This window comes from Enterococcus sp. AZ194 (assembly GCF_051713825.1).
GTDB lineage: Bacteria > Bacillota > Bacilli > Lactobacillales > Enterococcaceae > Enterococcus_K.
In genome coordinates this window covers 602,772-627,473 of the sequence record NZ_JBIOQR010000001.1, presented here as the reverse complement: position 1 = coordinate 627,473, position 24,702 = coordinate 602,772, and the positions used below count along the sequence as shown (strand labels likewise).

Annotated in this window: 19 protein-coding genes; 6 read left to right on the top strand and 13 right to left on the bottom strand. The window is 38.8% G+C overall.

The window, feature by feature from the left end; translation table 11 throughout:
- Nucleotides 1-355: 355 nt before the first annotated feature.
- Nucleotides 356-1,477: an IS4 family transposase gene (locus IGI37_RS03070; RefSeq protein ID WP_438759935.1), complete on the top strand. Its 1,122-nt coding sequence runs from the start codon at nt 356-358 to the stop codon at nt 1,475-1,477.
- 340 nt (nt 1,478-1,817) lie between these two features.
- Here the strand turns inward: IGI37_RS03070 and IGI37_RS03065 are convergent, their stop codons facing one another.
- From IGI37_RS03065 to IGI37_RS03025, 9 genes are all read right to left on the bottom strand, one after another.
- Nucleotides 1,818-2,393 carry a hypothetical protein gene (locus IGI37_RS03065; RefSeq protein ID WP_438759934.1) on the bottom strand — a complete coding sequence of 192 codons (576 nt, stop codon included), beginning with the start codon at nt 2,391-2,393 and terminating at the stop codon, nt 1,818-1,820.
- Nucleotides 2,394-2,624: 231 nt separating this feature from the next.
- Complete coding sequence (locus IGI37_RS03060) at nt 2,625-3,077, bottom strand: hypothetical protein (RefSeq protein ID WP_438759933.1); 453 nt, start codon at nt 3,075-3,077, stop codon at nt 2,625-2,627.
- A gap of 22 nt (nt 3,078-3,099) precedes the next feature.
- Complete coding sequence (locus IGI37_RS03055; protein WP_438759932.1) at nt 3,100-3,837, bottom strand: hypothetical protein; 738 nt, start codon at nt 3,835-3,837, stop codon at nt 3,100-3,102.
- 39 nt (nt 3,838-3,876) lie between these two features.
- Nucleotides 3,877-4,416, bottom strand: coding sequence for a signal peptidase I (lepB, locus tag IGI37_RS03050; RefSeq protein ID WP_438759931.1), 540 nt, complete (start codon nt 4,414-4,416; stop codon nt 3,877-3,879).
- A 71-nt stretch (nt 4,417-4,487) separates the two neighbouring features.
- On the bottom strand, nt 4,488-6,242 hold the full coding sequence (locus IGI37_RS03045) for a class C sortase (protein WP_438759930.1): 1,755 nt from the start codon (nt 6,240-6,242) through the stop codon (nt 4,488-4,490).
- A gap of 168 nt (nt 6,243-6,410) precedes the next feature.
- Nucleotides 6,411-7,073, bottom strand: coding sequence for a SpaA isopeptide-forming pilin-related protein (locus tag IGI37_RS03040; protein WP_438759929.1), 663 nt, complete (start codon nt 7,071-7,073; stop codon nt 6,411-6,413).
- A 1-nt stretch (nt 7,074) separates the two neighbouring features.
- Complete coding sequence (locus IGI37_RS03035; protein WP_438759927.1) at nt 7,075-12,003, bottom strand: SpaA isopeptide-forming pilin-related protein; 4,929 nt, start codon at nt 12,001-12,003, stop codon at nt 7,075-7,077.
- A gap of 29 nt (nt 12,004-12,032) precedes the next feature.
- Nucleotides 12,033-13,745, bottom strand: a complete 1,713-nt coding sequence (locus IGI37_RS03030; protein ID WP_438759926.1) for a SpaH/EbpB family LPXTG-anchored major pilin — start codon at nt 13,743-13,745, stop codon at nt 12,033-12,035.
- A 507-nt stretch (nt 13,746-14,252) separates the two neighbouring features.
- Nucleotides 14,253-15,356: a tyrosine-type recombinase/integrase gene (locus IGI37_RS03025; protein WP_438763570.1), complete on the bottom strand. Its 1,104-nt coding sequence runs from the start codon at nt 15,354-15,356 to the stop codon at nt 14,253-14,255.
- 302 nt (nt 15,357-15,658) lie between these two features.
- Here IGI37_RS03025 and IGI37_RS03020 point away from each other — a divergent pair.
- A protein-coding gene (locus IGI37_RS03020; protein ID WP_438759924.1) for an IS6-like element IS1216 family transposase occupies nt 15,659-16,338 on the top strand; the annotation gives its coding sequence in 2 pieces (ribosomal slippage) (nt 15,659-15,803 and nt 15,803-16,338; 681 coding nt in all).
- An 86-nt stretch (nt 16,339-16,424) separates the two neighbouring features.
- Here IGI37_RS03020 and IGI37_RS03015 read toward each other — a convergent pair.
- Nucleotides 16,425-17,309, bottom strand: a complete 885-nt coding sequence (locus tag IGI37_RS03015; RefSeq protein ID WP_438759923.1) for a nucleotidyl transferase AbiEii/AbiGii toxin family protein — start codon at nt 17,307-17,309, stop codon at nt 16,425-16,427.
- A gap of 178 nt (nt 17,310-17,487) precedes the next feature.
- On the opposite strand from IGI37_RS03015, the gene IGI37_RS03010 reads away from it, so the two are divergent.
- Nucleotides 17,488-18,546 carry an IS30 family transposase gene (locus tag IGI37_RS03010; RefSeq protein WP_438759922.1) on the top strand — a complete coding sequence of 353 codons (1,059 nt, stop codon included), beginning with the start codon at nt 17,488-17,490 and terminating at the stop codon, nt 18,544-18,546.
- 201 nt (nt 18,547-18,747) lie between these two features.
- Here the strand turns inward: IGI37_RS03010 and IGI37_RS03005 are convergent, their stop codons facing one another.
- Nucleotides 18,748-19,335, bottom strand: coding sequence for a type IV toxin-antitoxin system AbiEi family antitoxin domain-containing protein (locus IGI37_RS03005; protein ID WP_438759921.1), 588 nt, complete (start codon nt 19,333-19,335; stop codon nt 18,748-18,750).
- Nucleotides 19,336-19,530: 195 nt separating this feature from the next.
- Here IGI37_RS03005 and IGI37_RS03000 point away from each other — a divergent pair, with 195 nt between their 5' ends.
- Complete coding sequence (locus tag IGI37_RS03000) at nt 19,531-20,652, top strand: IS4 family transposase (RefSeq protein ID WP_438759920.1); 1,122 nt, start codon at nt 19,531-19,533, stop codon at nt 20,650-20,652.
- 137 nt (nt 20,653-20,789) lie between these two features.
- Here IGI37_RS03000 and IGI37_RS02995 read toward each other — a convergent pair whose 3' ends face one another.
- A complete protein-coding gene (locus IGI37_RS02995; protein ID WP_438759918.1) occupies nt 20,790-21,251 on the bottom strand; it encodes a transcriptional regulator, ArpU family protein in 462 nt (153 codons plus the stop codon).
- 174 nt (nt 21,252-21,425) lie between these two features.
- Nucleotides 21,426-22,958 carry an IS1182 family transposase gene (locus tag IGI37_RS02990; protein WP_438763569.1) on the bottom strand — a complete coding sequence of 511 codons (1,533 nt, stop codon included), beginning with the start codon at nt 22,956-22,958 and terminating at the stop codon, nt 21,426-21,428.
- A 73-nt stretch (nt 22,959-23,031) separates the two neighbouring features.
- Between IGI37_RS02990 and IGI37_RS02985 the strand changes: the two genes are divergently transcribed.
- Together IGI37_RS02985 and IGI37_RS02980 are read left to right on the top strand one after the other, a co-directional pair.
- Nucleotides 23,032-23,235 (top strand): hypothetical protein, encoded by a 204-nt coding sequence (locus tag IGI37_RS02985; RefSeq protein ID WP_438759917.1) that lies wholly within the window; start codon nt 23,032-23,034, stop codon nt 23,233-23,235.
- A complete protein-coding gene (locus tag IGI37_RS02980) occupies nt 23,232-24,446 on the top strand; it encodes an ISLre2 family transposase (protein WP_438759916.1) in 1,215 nt (404 codons plus the stop codon). The genes IGI37_RS02985 and IGI37_RS02980 overlap by 4 nt, the downstream gene beginning before the upstream one ends.
- Nucleotides 24,447-24,702: the final 256 nt, after the last annotated feature.

Genomic DNA, 24,702 nt, shown 5'->3' with positions numbered 1-24,702 from the left:
CGGTATCAAACGCATCACCATAGGCGTATATTTAAAGAAATCAAATCGAACCATCAGCTTTTACTTTCCACTGTTGACAATAACTGCTTTCTGTGTGCATCTTTTGTAGAAAAACTGCAAGTTGTGTATAGGAAGCGACTTGGTGAAAGAGCGTTTGCAATAACTAAGTGGCATTGGTTTCAAAGGTTTCGTGAGAACTGGTTGATACTTCTAAATTTTTGTCTATTAATTGAACACTAGTGTTGCAAAGACTCCTCAACCTATCTAAAACTTGATATAAAGCTATCCAGACAAAAAAAAATCCTTTATACTACTCTTGGATGACTTATCCAAGACCAATAAAAAGGACTTCAACATGGATAAGTATAACTCAAAAACTTCATTTCAGAAATGGTTTTCTTCAATAAATTTGAATAATTTATCGGAAGAAGCCAAAAATTGGATGCAACAATTTAATTCTTACAGTAAAAAACTGGACTTCACGACCACAATTAAAGTTCGGTTACATGCCGTTTATGAAGAGCTTCCAAGCTTTCGCGAAATGGACAGATCCTTTATGGATCGAAGTCTTCGCCAAGAAATAGGCATAGATTCGCTGTGCTACAGTTCACTTTCTCGTAAAATTCCTGAAATCAGTCAAGAAGTTCTAATGGAGATCTTTGCGCAGTTGGCTCAGAAAGTGGCAAAAGAACGACCAAGTTCAAAAACAACTAGCCTTCAACTTGTTGATTCAACCACGATCCCGTTGAATAAGACGCGGTTTCCATGGGCAAATTTTCGGAAAACTAAAGCAGGTATCAAGCTTCATTTGAACCTCTGTTATCTGGACAAAACCAATCAATACCCAGAACATTTTACGATTACTAATGCCGAAGAACATGACCGGAATCATTTCGAATGTTTAGTGGACAAAACAGAAGCGACCTATGTTGTGGATCGCGGCTATTTTGATTACAAACTGCTGGATCGCCTGCACAATGACGGTTATTTCTTTGTGACACGAACAAAATCCAATACGACGATTACAGTCTTAGAACAAATTGAACTCGTGAATCCAAAAACAACAGACGGTCAACTTATCAGTGATCAACACGTCATTTTAGGCGGCGGAAACAATCACGTCACCGAACGATTTCGTCTTGTGACCGTTTTGACGAAAGGTCAACGTCTCTTGCGAATCGTTACCAATCGTTTTGATATTTCGCCAAATGAAGTCGCCGACATGTATCAAGCACGTTGGCAAATTGAGCTGTTTTTCAAACATTTAAAACAGAATCTGGCAATCAAGCAACTTTACTCACGAAGCGAACAAGGTGCAATTAATCAAGTGATTCTCACCCTTATCGCGACGCTGTTAACCTATTTGGTAAAGATCGAATTGAATTCGGTAGCGACACTTTTCCAGTTAAAGCGCTCATTTCATTATCTACGTTTTGAGCCTGCAGAAATCTGGTTAGAGCGCCACAGACCCGGGTGATTTTGACTAAATACGTTGTCGACGCTTTTAGGATTCAGTTAAATACGACCAAAATTTTCTGGAAAAAAGTCATCCCTTGCGTAAGCATTCGACTTTTTTTAAAATTTCAGCGAAAGATAGTTTTCAGATTATTCTGACTATATTTGCGCAACACTAGTGACTTTAGATGTCTGAGCGCCGTACAAGCTTGACAATGAGCCTCCTAGGGCATGAATATGGTTGGGCGATTCTTCGGTCTACACTCAGAATTTTTGCCCAACACTGCTAGGTGCAGTTACCATGCCTTAGCTCATTGTCAAGCTTGTACTTGTACGACGAAAAATTAAATAATGAGGAAATTTCAATAAGTGGCTAACTTGCACTTGAAATTTGCGCTTTTCTTATAACACGATTCAAAGAGGTAAAAATCAAAGAGAATCGTCTTCTCAACCAATACATCCAAAAGAATGTTTTTTTTAGTAATCTCTTTAGTTTCAAGCAGACCTAGCATCATACCAATAATCCTTGAAAGAACATATTGACTACCATCGTCTGTTATCTGCACGTTTTCTTCATGTTCAAGGCTTTCTTTCAATAACGTCTGAAAATAAGCTTCTGAATAGGTTCGAATCTCTGCTTGTTCTAAAAAAAGAGCCTGAAATAAGCTCGGTGATTCCTCGACAAAATGAATAAAATTCTGTGCAAATTCGATTAATTGATGATTTTGTTTAAAGTATTGTGTTTCAATTAGAGAAAAAATATAGTCGATGACACCCTCTCGTAACTCTGACATATCATGAAATACGACATAGATAGGTTGTGTGGAGATACTTCCTTCTCTTGCTACCGCGCGTGCTGTTAATCCATTAAACCCTACCTGTTCAACAACTCGAAATCCACTTTTTATTAATTGGTGCCGATCCGATTTTAAAGACATTTTTATCCTCTCCTTTTTCGTTCCTTCACGTTTCTTATTCCCATGTTCTATCTTTCCATAAAAAGGGGGCAACTCTTTCTGTTCTTTTTTTCAGCAATCATTTTTTCCTAGTCTTTCTTAATACTTCAAACAAGCCAACAGATTATTTAAAAACTCAAAATGACCCCGTACAAAAATTGTTTGACTCGCAACAGCAATTAGGCGGCTTTGTTTCTTTCGTTTATTCTTACATTAGCCCTGATTAAGGAGATTGATTATTCGTTTTTGAACTTTCTCTGTTTTTTCTAAATTAAAATTTAGAACAGATAGGGTGTCATGTAACTTTGTATACAACTTATTTACTTGTTTTAACTCCTCTGAAAGTTGGCTTTTCTGTCTTTCACATTCATGATTTCTCTTCTTTAATTTTCTAATCTCTAGGTTTGTCTCATTTTTCAATTTTTGATAATTTTCTCTCAGCCTCCTTATCTCTCTTACTTTTTTATCCTCGCGCATAAAAGTTTTCCGTTTTTTTCTCTCTGAATTCAACGTAGAACCTTTAGTATTTTGACTTGCTTTAGTAGCTTCATTGAGAGTTTTCTTTCTCCCTCTCTTTTTTTTAGGGGGAAAAGATTCACTAGGAGATTGATAAATTTCTTCTATAATACTCTTGGTAAAAAACCAGCTATCCTTTCTTTCGCTCATATCAGTTCCTTCCTTTCACAAGTTACGTTTTATCTGTAAGTAAACTGAAGTCTTCCCCTTCTTTTCTCGAATAGATCCAATTATTTTTTTGTTGGGAGGCCCCGTCTATTGAAGACACTGTCTGAAATTTAATAGTCATTAAGCCATTGATTTTTGAAAAATCTTTGACTATTTTTTTAGTTGTTTCTTTCATATCTAAACCCTTTCTTTCTTCAATTTGAATCGACAGCTTACTTTGCTTAGTGGAGGAATCTACTGTTATGATGACTGTTGAGAGACCAAGGTAAGGTGCAAGGCTGTGTGCCAAGTATTGTTCTAATTTCCCCTGAATTTCTCGAGTATCCTTTTCTGTTGCCATAGCTTCCCATTCTTCCATTGGGATTTCTATGCCCTTATCTGGATACTTACTTAGGGGAAACTGTTGAATAAATTGTTTTTGTTCTGTTTTTAACGTTCTTACTTCTTCAGTTACTTGAATCAATTGATGGGTAAGTGCCACATTTTTCTGTTGAAGCATTAGTAAAAAATAGAACAGATAAAATAAAATGATAGTTATCCCTACTCCCCAATTCAATAAACTATAGACATGTTTTTCCTGTTCTCTTCGCCTGATAAAAAGTACTTTTTTTTTCATTGATGTAGACGAAAATTTTTCCATCTCTAGTTGTTTTAATTGATACTTGATGTATTCTCGATACCCTAAACTCCCAGATAATACAATAAGAAAAATACCAATAACCCAAGGAAACATACCACTCATGTTCCTACCTACTCTCTTTTTTATTTTTTAGGTACTCTTTTACTTGAATAGAACGGTCCCTTCAATATCAGATGCTTTTACCCAACCAAACATACGACTATCCTTTGAAACAGATAGATTATCTCCTAAAACAAAATAGGCATCTTCTGGAATCTTCCTTAACTGTTTCCATTCTTTGGCCTGTGTTTCGGAAATATCCACACTATACGTACTTTGGAAGTTTCCTGTCCCATCTAGATCCAATACCAAACGAGTTCCTTCTATAAAAAAGGTATCCCCTGGAATACCGACAACGCGTTTAATATACTTCGTTTTCTCTCCATTAACTGAAAATGAAATGATAGAATAGCGTATAGGTTTGGCTTTTTTAGAAATAAGTACTTGGCTTCCTTGTTTAATTGAGGGAGTCATTGACGTCCCTATTACTGGATGAAGAGTATAGAGACGGTCGACTGCTTGTCGAAAAAAACAACCGATTAATAGGAGAAACAAACAGAAACTCAAAAATTTCCAAAACCATAAAGACTCATGTATTTTTCTCTTTTTCTTCTGTTCAGTCGTTGGCAGGTAGGCAGCCATCTCTTCTTCAGCTCCTTTTCTTCCTTAAAAAAGCATTCATACTCTAAAAACAGCTACTCTAAAAAATAGTTTTATCGAATAACATTCAAAAACAAAATCGGCATCAAAAACAAAAGAAACAGTGGGACAATGGTCTGCATAGGTTCAGAGATAATTTTTGCCGACAACATCATACTCTTTTTTTCAAAGGAACGAATGGGATTTTTTTTGACTAATTCTCCCGTAATTTTCTGGTTTGTTTGAAGGAGTCCCAACGCCTTTATTGCTTCTTTATCAGCCGTTTTTAAAGGTTGAATACTACTTAATTCTCCTTGAACCACGCGACGATAAATCGTCCCTATATCGCCTTCACATCGAAGAAGCGTGAGAAGTGCCGCAGTTCCTGACAGTTCATTTTCTACATAGGCGACTTCTGTCTCTTCAATGACTTTATTAATCGTCACCTTATAGGTATATATATCTTTAAAATCCGTTGTATAAATACTATCCCCTTCAGATAAGTCTTGAATCCGATGGAGAAGAACATCTTTGTCAAAAATATTATGGGCTAACAACACATAGTTCCCTTTGCCTAACTGTTGGTTTTTTCGATAAGTAGCGGCACCCGTCAACAAATTTTCATTCGCTAATCCGGCAAGAATGGGTAAATCAATGGATACCTTAGGAATCACCAGTTTTCCTATGCCCCAGTTATTAGTGGTTTGTTGAAATACCGTTTTTGCCTCCGCATAATTAGACACATTCACACTAGCAATTTGTTTTTCTTCATAATTGGCTTGACTGATTTTATCTAAATTATACTCACTGATTTCTTCTTGTTGTCCGATATTAATCAGCGGCATGTCCGTTTCTTCCTGCATATGAGCATACCCATAAATCGCGATTCCCAGAATCGTCACCATCGAGAGAAACAAAGCCACAAATAAACATTTGGTGACAAAAAACAATTGTTTTAATCGCTTGCGTCCCTTTTGGGAAATGAGGGGATCTTTGGAACGGAATCGTTTGACCTGATACCGATAGATACCCATTAAAATCAAGAAGAACAGAAGGTTGAGTGCTAACGTCAAGAGCACAACGGTTTGATAACTCCATAGATTTCGTTTTGTCACTTTTTTATTCAAGGCTTCTTCATACGGAATTCGATGCCCGGTCACCAATAAGCGGTACGTATTAATTCCAGGCGGTGTACAGGTAAGTAAGGTCACCGTATCTTTTCCAGAAATAACTTTTACTTTGTCCACTTCACTAGGCAGCACTTCTTCAAACGAATCAATTTCATACGCTAGACGCTTGCCTAGAATATTGACAAAGAAAATGTCTCCTTCTACCAAATTTTTTACATCGGTAAACAATACCTGGTTTTTCACCCCGCTATGACCGGTAATCACTGAACGCGTATTTATACCACCTACTGGAATGGAGGAAGGTTCAAAATGCCCCAAGCCTTTATCCAAGGTTTTATAGGACGTCCCATGATAAAAGGGCAGCGATTGAATGTCTAAGGCTGGAATATCCAACGTACCCATAACCGCCCCTTCACTTGCGACAGAGCGATACACAATGGGCTCAACGGATTCCCCTTGTTGCTTTTTATAAATGTAGTCATTGTATTTCTCTGCCAGAACCAGTTGTGCGTCTCGTTCTTCTTGACTCATTTTCTTTAACGTATCATCGTATTGCGAGACGGCTTCACTTCGTTCCCGATTCGCCAAGTAATTCCCAACAATCGGATACAGTAAAATCAACGTACCAGCAAAAATCATCAAACAAGCAAAAATCATCAGAAAGGAGTGCTTTTTTGCCTTTTTCGGTTTCTTTCCCACACGCACATCCCCCTCTTTTTTCAAGATTTTCTATTCAAGGAAAGAAAGAGAAGGAGTCTGAATCATAACTATACTAGTTATTTCCAGATCTCCTAAACTCTTCATAAACATCAGAAACAAACGATCATGTTCGTGTGTGAAGTCATTTTATTTTGTTTCCTCTTTTGTTTACTGAGTAGATTTTTTTTGTTTCATCGACAAAAATCCTAGACCACCCATAAGTAAAATGACCAGACTCACATAAACAAACGGATGATAGTTTCCGATATTGCCACTGGTTTGTGGCAGTCGCTCCTTACTCTTAGAGGGGGTTGGCTCGTTTGTTTTCGAAACGATACTTGACTTTGGATAGAGGTAGACTTCTGAAAGTGCCGCCTTCCCATCAGGTTGCGGCAGAGGAAGTTCTAAAATCACTGGCTCCATCACGTTCTTTAAGGTATTGGCATTTTTTTCCGTCACACGGTACATCCCTTGCACCAGACCATCGATTCTTGCCAAACCTGATTGATCGGTCACAATGGTTGTGGCAAAGGCCTCTACCCCTTCAACTACTTGAAATCCGCTCCCCTCAGATACGGGGGTCACTCGGACAATTTCATAGTGAATCCCCGCAAGAGGGGCAAGGGCGTTTCCTTTCGCATCCAAAACCTTTGTTGCTTTCGATCCATCGTGTGGAAAATCTTCCGGCAACGCAGTCGATTCATCTAATTTATATTTCTGGATAGAAATGGCATACGAGTCATTCTCTGCCCCATAAGCCATGACCGGATTCCCCACCAAAAGAAAAACAAGAGAAACAAGCATCAACACTGAAAATCCATACGTTTTCATATTACCGTTCTCCTTTCTGTTTTGGTGTTCGATAGTACCAGGCAATTCCTATTAACCCTATCAGGAAGAGGCTCGCAGAGGTAAGAAGAAACAGGCGAACGGGCCCATTTCCACCTGTATAAGGAAGCTTCGTTAGTGGCTCATCTTCTTGATACAATAGAATGGTCTCGTTTCCTTCTGAAATTTCCACCTCAATCGGATGTTTCACTAATTCATAGCCATCTGGCGCTTTCGTTTCAATCAGCGTATACGTTCCTCTAAAGAAGAAGTCAAACGTTAAGAAGCCTTTACTATCGGTGACAGCTGTTCCTAGCGCTTTCCCCTCTTGGTAAATGGTAAACTCTGCGCCTGCCAGAGGCGTCCCTGTCGCTTTTTCTACGTCACTTAGCACGCCGTCTTTATTCGCATCCACAGCGGTACCAGAAGCATATTTAAACAACCGAATGGTTGACGAACGAATTAACCCAAGATTGACATCCGTAATATGATGCACAGAATCTGTAGGTGTGGTTTTTTCTGGCAAATCAGCTAAGAGAGGCTGGAGATACCCAGGTGTTTTATAGGTTTCTTGACTCGCCTTCGAATTTTTCGTTGGGTCGTCTCCCACCTCGGGAGTAGTGATTTGAACTTCTTTTTTTACCACTTTCTCTCCAATTATGAATTCTGCGACATACGTTCCTTCTGGAAGATTTGCGAATGTATAGAAACCATTGGTATCTGTTTGAACCAGTGAGTTCCCCGATGCATCGACAAATTTCTCCCCTGTCAAACTAGCTTCCACTAATTGGTCTTTATACGCCGTATCTGACAAACTCGACCGGTAGAGCTTCACTGGAATATTCTTTGCGAAAAGCTCTGGAGAACCATTTGCCCTATGCCCAATCAAGCCATCATAGTTGTCGTCATACCAGACAATCCCCGATAGGTCACGTCCATAGACCCGTGTCCATACCGCTTGTGAATTGACAGGTAGATGCAAGTCTGAATTCATCCCTGCGTCATTCACCAAAACATCTCCCGCTTTTTGCCCGATTGGTTTTAAGGTAATGGTCAATTCAACGGTCTGTCCAACAGCCAACGAAGGGGTGGAAACTAAAATCCCTTTGGCATTTTTACTCGCTGCCCCTCCGGTATAATCGGTCCACCCAGTGACATCATTGGGGTCCATCTGTTCATCGACCGAGGTCGTCGTATAACTAATTTTTGAAGAGGGATCATTGACTTTGACCGATTCCACAGTATAGGTTCCTTTGAACTTCGTCCCGCGAGAATCACCATCATAAGGCAGAACATCCAACAACTTCACATTCGGAAGCGGCCCTGCGCTATTATTCACCATCTTCACCGTGTACGTCAGGCGATTATCTATTCCTACAGGATCGATGTCTCCTACCTCAATCGACGGTTTATCTGCCTTCTTACTCAAAATAAGTTGTTGAATTAAGAGTTCAATAAAATCATCTTGGGAAGCACGAACACCTTCTACACTGGTATCGCTCAAAGACGGATCCCCATTAACCCACATTTCTCCAACGGTTTTTACAACCAAACTATTTGTGTACCCGCTGTCCTTAAAGGTTAGCTGAGTAAAATCAGAAGTTGCCTGAAAATTCACTTCAATCCCTTTTTGTCGTTGGTCATTTGATAACTTAGAAAATACCCAACGAAGAGTGGTCGTCCCATTTGCATCAGACGTAACAATAGGCTCTGGAAGTGGATTTCCGGTAGCATCCGTTGACGTCTTGGGTTTGTAGGAGATTCCCTTTGGTAAGGTAGTGGTGAGGGCGCCATCATAAGTCACTGTGTCACTTCCTGTCATGACACCAGTCACTTTGATGTCAATATCCTCATTTGATTGATAGAGTGACTTAACGACCTCTGTTTTCGTGGTAATAGCCATATTTTTAACAAATATAGTATCTCCAATGTAATTCCAATATTCCATATTTTTTGTCAGAAGATTTCCAGAAGAATCAAACGTAGAAGGCACGTACGTTCCATACTTTTTATCACTAGTATAATATCCACTCTTACCTGGATGATCCAATCCTTCATTCGGACCTTCATAAAGCATATCCCCATTCTTGTCTAAAAATTGATGGGCAGCTAAAATAACAATCGGGTTCCCCTTTGGGGTCTTACTTCCTGGTTTCGCAATAACAGTAACTGGTATCAAAGGTCCTGTTTGTAAGTATTTACTAGCCCATACAGACTGATCTGGATCATGATCAAATGTTGCTTTATAAGTAACTGCCCCAATTTCCCCATTTGAAGATGCTTCTTCAGGGGTGTCATACCATGTGTATAATTTTTTGTTATCGGCTACTTTTCCTACTTGCATTGTATAAGGCGAGGTTTTATCAGGTGTTATGGGAACACCATATTGATAAGTTTCAACTATATTCTTGATTGTATATGGATTTCCATAAGCAGTTCTTGTCATATCAAATTTAAATGCACTCGGATCCCACATCAAAATATGTTCAGATTCTTTTACAATAGTAGTATTTGTTGTTTTAGCATAGTCAAAAAGAGCTGCCTTTTGTCCCTGTGAAACCTGCGCATTTCCAACACCTGTTTCAACAGTTGTTTTCCCTACTGATGCGGATGAATATTTTTCTCCCCATCTAGTGCCATAGACACCTCCAACTGTTGGCACACCAATATTGGGAGAACTTCCGTATGACCCTGGGGGAGTAACTACGTCTTGGAACCATACCGTCGAATCATTACTTATTGTGATTCCGTCATATGAAACTGATTCTACAGATAACCCTATTCTGTATTGTGTCCACTTATTTTTTATTCCAGTATTATAGGTAGTCGTCTTATCCCATTGATAGATGAGTTCCATACTTGAAAAAGCTTTATCCATAGCTGCGGAGGTTCGATTTCCAGTCATGTTATAGGTATACGGATTTAAAACACCTACATAATCACTATTTTTAACATCGGTTACATAGTTACTATCTGTATTACTGAATGAACCTGAAGAATAGACCCCTATTTGAGACAAATCTTCTGTGGGTTGGGAAGTATAGATTTTTTTGGTGTTGGCATTTGGTATATTTAAAGGTCGAACAAATTTAGAAGTATCTACGGTCCCGCTTTTTTTCCAATCTGCTTTGCTACGGTCATTGATGGCTGGAGAATAAGCTTTCATTGAAAACGGGCTATATTGGGCAGTTGTCATTGCTTGCTCAGCATTTGCTCCAATTTGATAAGCCCCTTTTTGTTTAATTTGGTAGGTAATAGGTCCTGTTGGAAACGTCGATCCTTTATAATCGTTTCTTCCGGGTAATGGCTGTAATACTGTCACAACACCTACATCATAAGCATTAATATTGGAATTAGTTACACCAAATACAGAACTATCTTTGACATCTCCCTGAAACAATCGAATGCCTACCGAAGGCTTCGCAGAGACTTTAGTGATAGGGGTTTTTAAATTGGGTAACTCATTCAAATCATACTTTTTATTGAAGGTTTCTACCTCACCTGTCTTAACATTTTTGGCTTCCACAATCTCCAATTGAATCGTTGGTTGAATTTGTTGCCCATGAATGGCTCCATAAACATTTAAAATGATAGGCACAAAAACTTGGCCAGAATCAGTAATGACCGATTCCATTACTCCTTCTGAAACCTTTGAACCATCTTCTGTCGGCCTATCAATATACGTGCCATTCGCAATTTCTCCATTGTTTCGCGGAACAGTGTTCGTTACCTCCACCGCATTGGGCATTTCTGTAATCACCCGATAGCGAATATCAGTATATTCCGTATCTACTTTGGTGTTTTGAATGGAAAAGGAAACCAAATACCCAATCTGATCGAAGGTTCGGACAAGATCGTTGTCTTCTCCTGCATCATTCCCAGGGTCGTTATTGGCGTCAAAATCAGCCGTTCCTGTTTTCGTAGTTAGTTTGGCATCCCGAATAATGATTGGTGAATCAGCATCAGATTTGTTGATAGCTTTTGGTTCCTTCCCAAAAAATAGAGGTGTTTTTAACGAGTCTGCTTCTTTGTAATTTGCCGAAGTTAATTCGTCTAACGTCTTTTTCGTTGGTTTTGTTTCCACCTCTGACACATGATTATAGATTTCTGGTGTTTCTGTTCCCTGTTGTTTTGGAGACTCTTTCGAATGCGGCTTCGTTTCCTCAGAAGAACTCATTGATTGTTTCTGTTTTCCAGCTTCAGAACTAGTCTCTGACGTATTTTCTGATACAACAGGCGCTTTTGTTGATGTCTCCATTTGTTCGCTTGTTTCTGACGAATGTATCTCTTTAGAAGAGTGAGTAGTTTCAGTAGACGCCACTGATTCGAATGTAAAAAGCCGCTGGCTCCTCTCCTCCTCTTGGGCAGAGGTCAAAATGAGGGGGATTTCTTCCATTGATTTTCGTTCAATCGTGAACGTGAGTGCTTTTCCTTCGACTACTTGAAAATAGGTCTTCCCTTTGCCGTTTTCTGAAGCAACATGAAAAAGTGCTGGCTCAATCCCTTCTTCAAGCATCTCAGCCGATTCGGTCTCTTTTGTAGAAGAGGCTTCTGTCTCTTGAGATTCACTTGTCGTAGGTTCCGCTTCAGAAGCTTGTTTCTTCAATAATTCATCGACATCCGTGACTCGTTTCTCTGCAATAGCGAATCGAGTCCCTTCTTCTGTGGTTTGATAAACGTCATAAGAGGCATGGTCCGGTAATTGAAGCAATGTTGTTTTCTTTCCTATCAACACTACTTTCACCAGCTCTTCTTTCACAAAACGATCGGTCAACGTTTCTGTCTTCCCTGCGAGCTTCACCTTCGCAAAAGGCTGTTCAGAATCATCGGCTTTTAAACTCTCTCCTTTAGGGAAGGTGAGAACCATCCCTAAAAGAAAGAAAATTGGAAGGAGAACGGCGACTACCTGCTTGAATTGTGTTGTTTTTCGCATCGTCTACCCATCCTTTCATGCATCATCCATTAGGCTTTCCGACGTTTTTTATCAATCGCAATTGCTACCGTACCTATCGTAATCGCACCCAAGGCAATCGCAATCAATAACGTTGTTCCTTCGCCCCCAGTAAATGGTAAGTTGGTTTTTGGTTTATCCACAATATTCAATTCAACCAATGTATCATCCGCTGTAGATAAGGTCACCTCTACTTCTACAGGCGCTTTTAATAATTCATACCCCTCGGGTGCTTTGGTTTCCACTACCCAATAACTGCGGCTGACTTCTTCTTCCTGAACAAGTTTATCCCCATTTTTATCTTCCCAATCAAGGGCTAGCCCATTAAATTCTGCGCGACCGGATGCATCCGATGTCGCTAATTGGAAGGTTACACCCTCAGGTAAAGTCGCCTCTTTGTCATAGGCTTTTCCATCACTGGCTAAGAACTTCCCTGCTTCTGCGTCTTCTTTTGTCAAGGCAATCATGAATTCTGCCCCAGCTAATACAGCGTTGGTATCTTCTCCTGTTTTCTCGATATCAAACCCGCCGGTATAAAATTTTGGTTTTTCTTCTTCTGGCGGTGTCACGGTTTTTGGTTTTTGTCCTGGAACTTGATAGTCAATGGTGAAGGTATTTTCTAAAAGTCCGTTCCAGCCTTCGGCAACTTTTGTAGTGAAAATGGTTTGAATATCTGTGTAGCCATTTGATGTTGTGCCAACTTTTGTGAGTCCAGCCTCTGTTAACATCGTTTTCAACGTGTTGGTTGCCGCATCAAAGGAGACTGTGTACTCTCCTGGTACTAGGTCTTCCCAAGCGCCCGTATCCCCTTTTTTTACTTGAACCTTGGCACTGCCATCGTTGTACGTTAATTGACTGTCTAGTTTATCCGTCATGGAGAAGTTTGGTTGTAACAACCCTGTATCATCTTTAATCACAATCGGTTGTCCCTCCACCATGTTATACGTACCGGTAATCATTCCATTGGCATCGTACACATCAATTTCTCCACTCTGTGCTGCGACTTGCCATAGCCCTGCTGGAATTTTTGCCGTCAATTCCCACTCAAAATCTTGTCCGGCTTGAATCGAATGGCCCTTCTCATTTTCAATCGTTTTATCTGGATCCACCAAACTTTCCAAAATGTTTTTTGGTTGAACTTGTACGTCATAAATCAATTTCCCTGTATCTTTGCGATCGGTTTGAGGAACATAGACAAAGAATGGATCCGCAGGTGTTTCGACTTTTTTGCCATCCGTTGACGTTAAATCTGCCCGATCATCAGGCAACTCTGTAATCAGATACACCCCGTCGTTGGTACGCCCAACACCCAAATCAAGTACCGCTTTCCCAAAAGCGTCCGTAGTAATCGTTTGTTCTGTAAAAGTGGTATCAATGGTATAATCCGTTCCTTCTTTTTGTTCTCTTGGATTCGTTAGTGAGTTTCCACCAACGATGGGTGTAACGCGCTGCACTTTAAATTTAATGCCTGGAATCACGTCTTTATCTACGGTAGGATCAAACGTTCCATCTCCACGATTCCCTAACTCTGATGCATCCTTTACTTGGTATTTCCATATAGTAACTGAACGTGGTGAATCTGTATCTGCGACTGCATCTGCTGAAACAGCTTTATCTTCGGCATGGGCTTCTAAGACACTCCCTACGGGTACAACGCCAACGGCGGTAAATAAAGTCGTCGCAACGACTACTTTTGTGAGTATATTTTTCTTTTTATTTTTCATTTTTTCGCTCCTTCAATGCTCGTTTTATTCTAAGTAAACCAATTTATGGACAACTAAAATGACACCTATGTATCCGTTTTTCATTGGTTTTTCTCCCCCAAAAAAACAGCTGTCATTTAATCTGACGGCTATATCTTTCCACTTGTCTCCCATGTGTAGGTTGAAATTATCCCTTTTTAAAAAAACTGTTCTCAGCCCCCCTTTTCTATTGGTTTGGTGCGTGGATTATAATGGATGCAAGAACTATATCCCCATAGATATTCCTTGATATTTTACAAATTATCAGTATGGTTAAGGAAGAAGGTCTATTTCTTGGAAGAATCAATTCCAAGATACTCCTTAACCAGTCCACACTTTACAGGGTTTTCCAGTAGTTGACGGCTCATTTGACGGCGGACACTTGGCGGTCTCACGAAGAGAGAGAAAAAGTGAACAAAAGACAGCCTATGAATAACTTTAGTTATATAAAAATTTGACAAAAAGTTGTTGGCTGTATCTAGTGATTTTTTACGCCAATTTATTAATCCAATATTTTCGCTGTCCTATAAGTGAATCAACATAGATATCAAGTGTCATTTTTACAGATTGATGCCCTAATAAGGAGCTAACCGAAGCAACATCGGCGCCCAACTCTAATAAACGAGTCGCAAAGGTATGCCGAAGCTGATGAAAATGCAAGCTTCTAAAATTCAATGATTGGAGAAGCTTCTTGAACTGGTAAGTAATGGTTCGCGGTTCTATAAACTGGCCATTTGTTCCAATAACATAGTCCCCCTTGGCCTTTTCTTTTTGTAGGATTAAACACTGTAGGATCTTTTTATTTAATGGAATGATTCGATGAGAAGAGGAACTTTTGACAAACTCTTCACGGATTTCAGTTTTTGTACCCGCCCCTTGTCGAAATATACGTTGAAGCGTTCGCGTTACGGTGAGCTTCTTTTCTTTCATATTAATATCTGCCCATTTTAATGCACTAATTTCGCCAATTCTAAGCCCTGTATGAAGGGCTAACAAAATAGGTAACCCATTTTCGGAAGTTTCAGCAGCTTTTTCTAACTGGTGTTGATCTGTTTTAGAGAGCGCACGAATTTTTTTCCTTAATGAAAATGGATAGTGTAATCCTTGAAAAATGGCATGGTATCCATGATTTTCTTTGTTCGTACGGTTAAAAGACTGTTTAAAAATCTGAATGGCTGTACGAATAGTCGATACAGAAAGGCCTTCTTCCAGCAGTAAATTAATCAGTGATTGGATAGTTTGTCTGGTTACCTTTCTAACGGGCATCTCGCCTAAATGTGGCAAAATATATTTATTTAATTTGTATCGATAACTGGAAAAAGTAGAAGCTTTTACCTGAAAAGGAAGTTCCGTCACTAACCAGTTATTTACCCACTGGGAAACAGTCCCGGTAAACAAATTGGGAGAAACCAGCTGATTTTGATACTCTCTTTTCTTTATTGCCAGTTTTTTCCGAACATCTTTAAACGTTTTGGCGTAGACATAGCCATAATAAATTTGATGGTTTAAGCGACGTCCTTTGATATACCGTCCCTCCCAACGTCCATCTTTTCGTTTATAAATATTTTCTCCTCTACGTGCCACACAGGTCATTCCTTTCATTTGACGGCTCATTTGACGGCGAAAAAAACAAAGATAGTGTTTTTTTCGGTCCCAGGTCACCGCCTATCATACATTTATTACATGAGTTATTGAATATGATTGACTTTTTTTTTTCAATCAAGTATTCTGTTTATGGGATTATAAATGGGGATATATCAGCATTTATCGAGTGAATAATCATATTTCTTGGAATTGATTCTTCCAAGAAATACCAAAATTGGTTCTGTTGCAAAGTTTTAAATCTACTATCAGATAAGGTAGAATACTAGAAAAAGATAGCAGGAGGAATGACGATGAGTCATTTTAAAGGAAAGCAATTTCAGCAGGATGTGATTATTGTAGCCGTGGGCTACTATCTTCGTTATAACCTTAGCTATCGTGAAGTTCAAGAAATCTTATATGATCGTGGCATTAACGTTTCTCATACGACGATTTATCGTGGGTGCAAGAATATGGCAAACTACTCTATCAAATTTGGAAAAAGAAAAATAAAAATTCCTTTTATTCATGGAAAATGGATGAAACGTACATCAAAATTAAAGGAAAATGGCATTATTTGTATCGAGCCATCGATGCAGATGGTTTAACCTTGGATATTTGGTTACGTAAAAAACGGGACACACAAGCAGCCTATGCTTTTCTTAAGCGGTTAGTGAAGCAGTTTGATGAACCGAAGGTTGTAGTCACAGATAAAGCCCCCTCTATTACAAGTGCCTTTAAGAAACTAAAAGAATACGGCTTTTATCAAGGGACAGAACATCGTACCATTAAATACCTGAATAATTTGATTGAACAAGACCATCGTCCAGCAAAGAGACGCAATAAATTCTATCGAAGTTTACGCACTGCCTCTACCACGATTAAAGGCATGGAAGCCATTCGAGGATTATATAAGAAAACCCGAAAAGAAGGCACTCTCTTCGGGTTTTCGGTCTGTACTGAAATCAAGGTATTATTGGGAATCCCAGCTTAAATCATAGATACCGTAAGGGATTTTATTCTTTATTTAAAACTTTGCAACAGAACCAAACAAAACACCCTCCATATTAAACCCTCCAATTAATCAGTAATTTCATGATCTTTTTCTCTTGACGAGTGTCCTTTACTCTCATTATTTTGTTTAGCCTTTTCTCTGGCTTGAATAAGACGTTCATCTATAGACAATTTTTTTTCTTTTAAAGACAACATGGATCCCGTGACTTTGTTTGAGAATGATTTCACTTCATTCATAACAGACGCAAATGACACATCTCTTGCGAATACATTCGACTCAGCGAATGTGCGCCATAAATTTTGTTGATAAGAAGATAACTCGATAGAACTTAAAACCTTTTCAAATTCCTTTGGTGAAAGTTGCACCTCACGTTGCTGCAATGTTCGATTGATAGCTTTGCCTACATCTTCAATGGAGATGTCATGTTTCATTGTTGACAAGAAATATATATCATATAGGTCTTTAGTTCGTGAATTTCTGTCATCAATTTGGCCATAGGCAAGTGTCGTATAGAGCTTATCTGCTAAAATTTGTTCCAGAGGATAAGAAGGAAAAGTAACATTCCCTTCACTAAATATTAAAGGTAAGACTTTCTCTTCAGTTAACGGTAAGAGTTGCTCTCCAGTGGTCATATCAATTTCGATAGGGATTCTCATTTTACCTAAAATATAGTGGAATTTTAAATTGAATCCATCATATTCAAATTTTTCTCGAATTGTTTTTTGCTTGATCAGTTTAAAGGATTGAACACCATGTTCGTCCGGCTGCTCGATGTAAGAAATCATCTCTTCAACTTTTTGCTGATTCAAAGACATTTTCCGGATTGTCGCATCTAAATCACGAGTAACCCGATTGTCTAACCCGTAGACTGCAGTCAATAGATATCCACCTTTTAACACAAAAGAATCTTTGAATGGAGACGTATTAAGCTTCAACAACAGTTGTTCCAAACCGTATAATCCATAAAGTTGGTTTGGGAGTAAATTGTACTCTTTTGAGTATTTTTTAATTAAATTTTTTGCGCAAATTTTATAATCAAGTTAGCCACTAGCCAAAATAAAAAGCATCATAGTGAAAAATCGTGTATTATTGAGGTTCCGACACCAATCAATAAGGAGATTTTTCACTATGACTTATATCCATTCTACTACAGATCGCAGAAAGGGAAAACACCTAACTGCCATTGAACGAGGGAAAATCGCCGGCTGGCAAGAAGAAGGGCTTTCTCATGGTGAAATCGCTCGTCGAATCGGCGTTAAGCGTCAAACCATCAGTAACGAACTTGCTCGTGGGAAAGTTGAACAGGTACGCAAGGTCAATGGAATCAAATACTTCTCTATGAAGTACGATCCTGAATTCGCTCAGAACTGCTATGAAAAAAAGCGTCAGAAGTGTCATCGTCCCTGTAAATTTGCCCAAGTACGCTCATTTCTGGCTTATTTCGTTACGCTGTTCAAAACAGCAGATTATGCCCCAGATGTCGTTGTTGGGACAGCCAAACGTACCGGATTGTTTTCTCCTGAAGAGATGGTCTGTACCACAACTCTATACAAGTACATTGATACTCAGCTTTTAGAAGTCAGAAACATCGACTTAAACTGTCAAGTCAGCCGAAAACGGCCGAAGAAACATATCCGTAAAAACAAGAAAGTACTGGGTCGGAGTATTGAAGAGCGCCCTATTCACATTGAAGATCGTCAAGAGTTTGGTCATTTTGAAATTGATACAGTCATTGGAAAGCGTGGTGGTTGTGAAACAACGCTGCTTACATTGACTGAGCGAAAAAGTCGTTTTGAGATTATCCGGCTCATCGACAGTAAAGACGCAGATTCAGTGGCTTATGGTATTCGACAGCTAATCAAAGAATATGGTTGCCGAAGCTTCAAACGAATCTTCAAAACAGTTACTTCAGACAATGGTTCCGAGTTCGCTTCATTAGCAGACACATTAAAGGAGTACTGCGAAGTCTATTTCACGCATCCTTATACTTCCTGCGAGCGCGGGACGAATGAGAATCATAACCGCATGATTCGGCGTAAAATCCCGAAGTATGAGAGCTTAGAGAAGTATAGTCGTAAAGATATTCAGCGGATAGAAGATGGCATGAATGACTTACCCAGAAAAATTTTAGGGTACCAAACACCCAGACAGCAATTTGAACAAGAGGTTTGCATAGCTGTGAGTTGATTTGACAGTGAGCCTCTTGGCATGTGGCTTAACGTCTGGGAAGTCTGGCGGAAGCCAGACTGTCTCCTAGTCAGACTACCACACACCAACTCACTATCAAATCAACAGCGGAACATAGAAATAACAGATATTTTTCACTCATTTCGAAAAGTGGCTAAGTTGTTCTTGAAATTTGGGATTAAATTTTTTGTTCTCTGTTCACTAAGCAATTTTTAAATTAACCTCCTTCAGGCAATATAGACGATTCATTTTTTCTGCATATTCATATAGTCGACTTAGATCTTTTTCATCATCATAAAAATAGTCATCTAAAACACGTTCAACAGTTTCAGCAGATGAGTGTCTACTGGCTAACATATCAAGTACTGTTCGCTCTCTATCGTATGCAAAAACTAGATTCCCATGCCAGGTTTCCAATTTCGTCACACCCAAATCATAATAGGAACTACTTACATATTTTGGACGGATTAGATGCTTGTTTAAGTTTGGATTATTATATCCATGTGGGAAGGTCATATGACACTCAAAAGGCGAGAAGTTCCCATAGTTTAAAAACATAGCTGCTGACTCATGAGAGATAATTCCTTTTGGCACAGCTGATTGAAGCAGGAAATAATCATCTTGTAAGGCTTCTAGAAGGACGTATCCACTACGATCAACTTTTTCGATATCTCCCCTTAAAGCAGCTTTCCTCAAAGTTTCTTTACTAATTCCTTCTCTTACAGCAACTTTTGTTGGAAGAGTACCATTATATTTATCAAAAACCGCTTTTAGTTTTTTACTAAGCATGTTTAGTCACCTCACCTTATTATAACTCGACGTAGTATAAAAGGCAACTTACATATTATTCTTTTACAACTAATCACTAGTGTTGCAAAGACTCCTCAACCTATCTAAAACTTGATATAAAGCTATCCAGACAAAAAAAAATCCTTTATACTACTCTTGGATGACTTATCCAAGACCAATAAAAAGGACCACAACATGGATAAGTATAACTCAAAAACTTCATTTCAGAAATGGTTTTCTTCAATAAATTTGAATAATTTATCGGAAGAAGCCAAAAATTGGATGCAACAATTTAATTCTTACAGTAAAAAACTGGACTTCACGACCACAATTAAAGTTCTGTTACATGCCGTTTATGAAGAGCTTCCAAGCTTTCGCGAAATGGACAGATCCTTTATGGATCGAAGTCTTCGCCAAGAAATAGGCATAGATTCGCTGTGCTACAGTTCACTTTCTCGTAAAATTCCTGAAATCAGTCAAGAAGTTCTAATGGAGATCTTTGCGCAGTTGGCTCAGAAAGTGGCAAAAGAACGACCAAGTTCAAAAACAACTAGCCTTCAACTTGTTGATTCAACCACGATCCCGTTGAATAAGACGCGGTTTCCATGGGCAAATTTTCGGAAAACTAAAGCAGGTATCAAGCTTCATTTGAACCTCTGTTATCTGGACAAAACCAATCAATACCCAGAACATTTTACGATTACTAATGCCGAAGAACATGACCGGAATCATTTCGAATGTTTAGTGGACAAAACAGAAGCGACCTATGTTGTGGATCGCGGCTATTTTGATTACAAACTGCTGGATCACCTGCACAATGACGGTTATTTCTTTGTGACACGAACAAAATCCAATACGACGATTACAGTCTTAGAACAAATTGAACTCGTGAATCCAAAAACAACAGACGGTCAACTTATCAGTGATCAACACGTCATTTTAGGCGGCGGAAACAATCACGTCACCGAACGATTTCGTCTTGTGACCGTTTTGACGAAAGGTCAACGTCTCTTGCGAATCGTTACCAATCGTTTTGATATTTCGCCAAATGAAGTCGCCGACATGTATCAAGCACGTTGGCAAATTGAGCTGTTTTTCAAACATTTAAAACAGAATCTGGCAATCAAGCAACTTTACTCACGAAGCGAACAAGGTGCAATTAATCAAGTGATTCTCACCCTTATCGCGACGCTGTTAACCTATTTGGTAAAGATCGAATTGAATTCGGTAGCGACACTTTTCCAGTTAAAGCGCTCATTTCATTATCTACGTTTTGAGCCTGCAGAAATCTGGTTAGAGCGCCACAGACCCGGGTGATTTTGACTAAATACGTTGTCGACGCTTTTAGGATTCAGTTAAATACGACCAAAATTTTCTGGAAAAAAGTCATCCCTTGCGTAAGCATTCGACTTTTTTTTAAATTTTAGCGAAAGATAGTTTTCAGATTATTCTGACTATATTTGCGCAACACTAGTGACAACTAATAAATCTAATGACTGTGAAAACTGAATAATCGATAGTTTTGATTCATCAATGATAATATTCTTTTGATAATTAATTCTGTCACTAATTAATGGAACGGATAATCCATATAAGTATCGGTAAAAAAATATTTTTCTCCTCCTTTCAGAAACCTCTGGACGATATGCATGCATGATTGCAGAAAACCCATAATTAAAACAAGCTTCAGTGTACTCAAATTGTTTCTTTTCTGCTTCAGTAGGCCATACTTCTCTAATTTGCTTCCCGGTTACTATTTCTACTGACTGAGATAGCCTTGGGAGTTGGCTGTATCCCATCCGCTCTCGATTCGTTTTGTAAGTTCGGAGGAAGATACCTATTGCATATTTAGTCTGCAACCAATCAACTGTATCATACTTTGGCAGCTCGTAAGGTTGAATATCAAAAAGTCGCACATCGTCACCTCCTTTGTGGTATAGTATTAGGTGGCCGTTATGCGACTTTGTCGTATAATTGTCATTAGAATGGGGGGCGTGACATAAGTAAGTTACGTCCTCAATAAAAACAAAATGCACGCGAAAATATTTTTATTTTCGCGTGCATTTTGTTTTTTAGTATAATTGGTTGGTTTAATTACTCATTTTTGCCAGCTTCATCATATTGATTGCCGTAATCAGTAACCCTGATTGCTTTCTTACATTATCTAACCCTCGAACTGTGTATCGAGTGAAGCCTAAACAAGCCTTCATAAATCCGAAGACTGTTTCTACGTCGATCTTCCTGCGGCTATATGCCTTTCCGGTTTCAGGGGTAGAAAGAAGCTCATTTTGTTTGGCTTTATGATATTCCCAAGCAGGGTTTACTGTAATTTTTCTAAGATGCCCCTTCGGTGTTAAAGCTTCGGAAATCACTTCTTGATTTAGATCAATTTTTTCTGCTTGATATTCTTTAAAATCTCGAATAAATCCATCTTTATCGGTTCTTTTGCGATAGGAATGAAAATTAAATCGCACACCTTTAGGGTCGATATAGTAATCTTCATGCTCATTGTACTTCCAGTTCATTATTTTTTGCTCATCGGTTTTCCACTTTTTACTTTTCTCTTTTAAAAAGGTCCCATAGGGAATAAGCGCGGTGTGTTGAGGAAGTTCATCTTCTAGATAACGATAATTACTTTCTGATCCATACCCTGCATCGGCGACAATATATCGGTGTGATTGGCTATCCACATTCATTTTTTCAAGTAATGGCTGTAACGTTCTAGTATCAGTGGGGTTTTGAAAAACATCATACCCTAAAACAAATTGATTACAAGTGGCGATTTGGAGGTTGTAGGCTGGCTTTAATTGACCGTTCATCATATGGTCTTCTTTCACGCGCATGAATGTGGCATCATGATCGGTCTTCGAATAACTATTTCGGGCACCATAAATAGACAACTGTTCTTGATGTTCAATCAGCTTCCCTCGTTTTTCGGTTAATTTACGCACTTGGCTTTTCAGTGTACGGCGCTGTTTTTTCGCGGGATTAGGTGACATATGTTTCGTTGCTTCTACTTCTTTTTCAAGTCCATCCAAACGTAACTCCATTCGGGTCAAGAGTTCATCTACCATGTCTAAAGAAAGGGAAGTCCCTTCGGGAATTTGTTTCACAGCATAAGCTTCTTTTAGTTCTGCCATCATGAAAAGGAGTTTTTCACGATTCATCTGATCAAAACGGATCGTGTTTTTCTTCCAGACAAAGCTGTATTTATTGGCATCGGCTAGAATTTTCGTACCATCAATAAACAACGCATCATCAATGAGATTACGGGAACGAAGATACTCGGTCAGATGTGTTAATCCTTTATTCGTCAATTCCTGCACATCATTGGACACGCAGAAACGGGCAATCGTTCGATAAGAAGGCACGCGTTCTTGAGTCAGCCATCGGGCATATAAATTTTCTTCAGCCAATCGCTCAATCTTGCGACTAGTGAAGGTTTCTCTCGTATAGGCAAACAGAACTAGCTTCATCATGGCACCTAGATCATATTCTCTAGGGCGTCCAAAAATATAGGGTTCATTGATTTGAAGAGAGTCCACTAATTCATTGATGAAAACAGCGACGTGATTTTCTTTTGGAGAAAATGAAGCTAAGTGTAAAATATATTGCGGTAAGATTTGAAAAAAAGAAAGAAGACCATTATTCTAATTGTTAGGTTTAGCGGCCAATAACAATAAGAGGATGGTCTTCATGGAAACTATTGTAAACGAAATTGCAGAAATTTTAAAGAGTGAATCGCATTTTATTGCAAAAGAAAAAGCATTAGTCATTTATCTTGCCAATTTGATCCGAGAAATCATCACAATGGCCTTTGAACAAATAGATGATGATTTAATTGGAGAATACAAAAAACAAGGGTATCAAATAGAAAAAAGAACGATCGGAAATTATTGACAGTATTCGGCGAAATTCAATTCCGTAGAAGGCGATACATCAAGGAAGGCGAGTCTTCAGTTTATGCGTTAGATGTCTTTTTAGGATTGAAAAGCCATGATAGGTACAGTCATTTACTCAAACGAAATGTTGCGGAGCTTGCCAGCAAAATGACGTATCGGAATAGTGAGAAAGCCATAGAACTCTTGACTTCCTTCACCATGAGTCATCGAAAAATAAACCGGTTGGTCTTACAGGTGGGTGAAGAAATTAAAAGCCAACAAACGGCGGAAGAACGCTATGATGAAAGAAAAGATAAAAAGAGAAGACCTTCAGCGATTTACATTGAAGGAGACGGTATTCAAATTAAAGGTCAGAAAAAAAACCAATTAGAAATTTATCGATTTCAAGTATGTGAAGGTTCAAGACCAGTCGGGAAAAATCGAAGACAGTTGAAAAATTATCATGAGTTTGTAAGCCTTAGCCGTAAGCAAGCACTAAAAGAAACACAAGAGTACCTAGCAAACACGTATCGCCTTGAAAAAACCATTGTCATCAGTAATAGTGATGGTGGTTCAGGCTTTGAAAAAAATGTATTTGAAGAGCTAGCGGGAAATTGTAGACGGCATGAATTCTTTTTAGACGCGTACCATGTTAATCGAAAAATTAAAGAAAGACTCTCTAACTTCAAAGATTTACAGCCGTATCTAATGGAGGCTATTTGGCAAGCTTATAGTTGGGACAAGGTCGTTGTAGCGTTAGATACGGCGGCGAGCCTGTTAGTGGACGAGCAAGACACAGAAAAAAACCGAGAATCTCTGCGTCTATTAGAAAACTACTTAACTAGAAACTGGAAGTGGCTACAACCTTTTGAACAACGAAATTTAGCTGGGATTCAAAAATGCATAGGCACCTGTGAAAGCAATCATAGAGTGTACAGCTATCGAATGAAACGACAAGGACGCTATTGGACAAAGAGTGGAGCTGAAGCCATGGTGCGAGTGATATCAAGTATAAAAAACAAAGAAATTGAACAATGCTTGATGACAGATTATGCACCAGCAGAAGCGGAAGACGCGTTGAAGAAACGCTGCCAACAAGCATTAAGAAATACGACTAGTAAGCGTTGGAATCGTTTTGAAGAGCATGTAGGCATTCAATACGGACATGTAACAGGAAAAGAAAAAACATCAACGGGCATGGGAAAACTGATTCGCGGATTATGTAGTTAAAAAAATTCATAATGCCCTACCAAATGGCAATTGTGTCAAGTAAATTATTTTTAGCAAAAATGATTTACTTGACACAATTCAACCAAGCGAAGCGCGGTAGGAAAGTGAAATAATATAAATAGAGCCGTACCTATCACTCTAAAATAATGGTTACCGCAAAATACTTGACACATACAAAATGAAGTTGATAGGTCCAAAGTGAGTTGATCCATGTTATAATATGTATACATATTTTTTAGTCCTTTCTGGATTAAAT